2 protein-coding genes are annotated in these 509 nt (G+C 69.9%); both read right to left on the bottom strand.

The window, feature by feature from the left end; genetic code table 11:
• The coding region (gene argB, locus FK268_RS23990; RefSeq protein WP_146437929.1) for an acetylglutamate kinase at positions 1-354 on the bottom strand (354 nt) is incomplete at its 3' end.
• A partial coding sequence (locus FK268_RS23985) for a bifunctional ornithine acetyltransferase/N-acetylglutamate synthase (RefSeq protein WP_193560340.1) occupies positions 351-509 on the bottom strand: 159 nt, incomplete at its 5' end. The genes FK268_RS23985 and argB, both read right to left, overlap by 4 nt.

The following is a 509-nucleotide window of genomic DNA, read 5'->3' as shown; positions in this document are numbered from 1 at the left end:
GGAGTTGATCAGCCCGACCAGCTCACGCCCGACCTGCCCGAACAGCACCATCCGGACGACGTCCATCACCTCGGGCGTGGTCACGCGGAAGCCGCCGCGGAACTCGCCCTCCATGCCGAGGCGCTTCAGCATCGCGGTGATCTGCGGGCCGCCGCCGTGCACGACCACGGGGTGCAGGCCGCAGGTGCGCAGGAAGACCATGTCCTGCGCGAAGGAGCGCTTGAGCTCGTCGTCGATCATGGCGTTGCCGCCGTACTTGACCACGACGGTCCTGCCGTGGAAGTCCAGCAACCAGGGCAGCGCCTCGGCGAGGACGCCGGCCTTGTCGAGCGGCGTGAGATCAGGGGCGCTCATGAGGAGTACGCCGAGTTCTCTTCGACGTACGCGTGCGAGAGGTCCGTGGTGCGGATCGTCGCGGTGCCCCGCCCGAGGCCGAGGTCGACGGTGACGTCGATCTCGGGGCCGGAGAGGTCCACGTCGCGGGCCCCGGGGACGCCGCAACCGTGCTC

Source organism: Tsukamurella sputi, assembly GCF_007858445.1.
Taxonomy (GTDB): Bacteria; Actinomycetota; Actinomycetes; order Mycobacteriales; family Mycobacteriaceae; genus Tsukamurella; species Tsukamurella sputi.
This window is presented reverse-complemented; position numbering and strand designations above follow the sequence as displayed.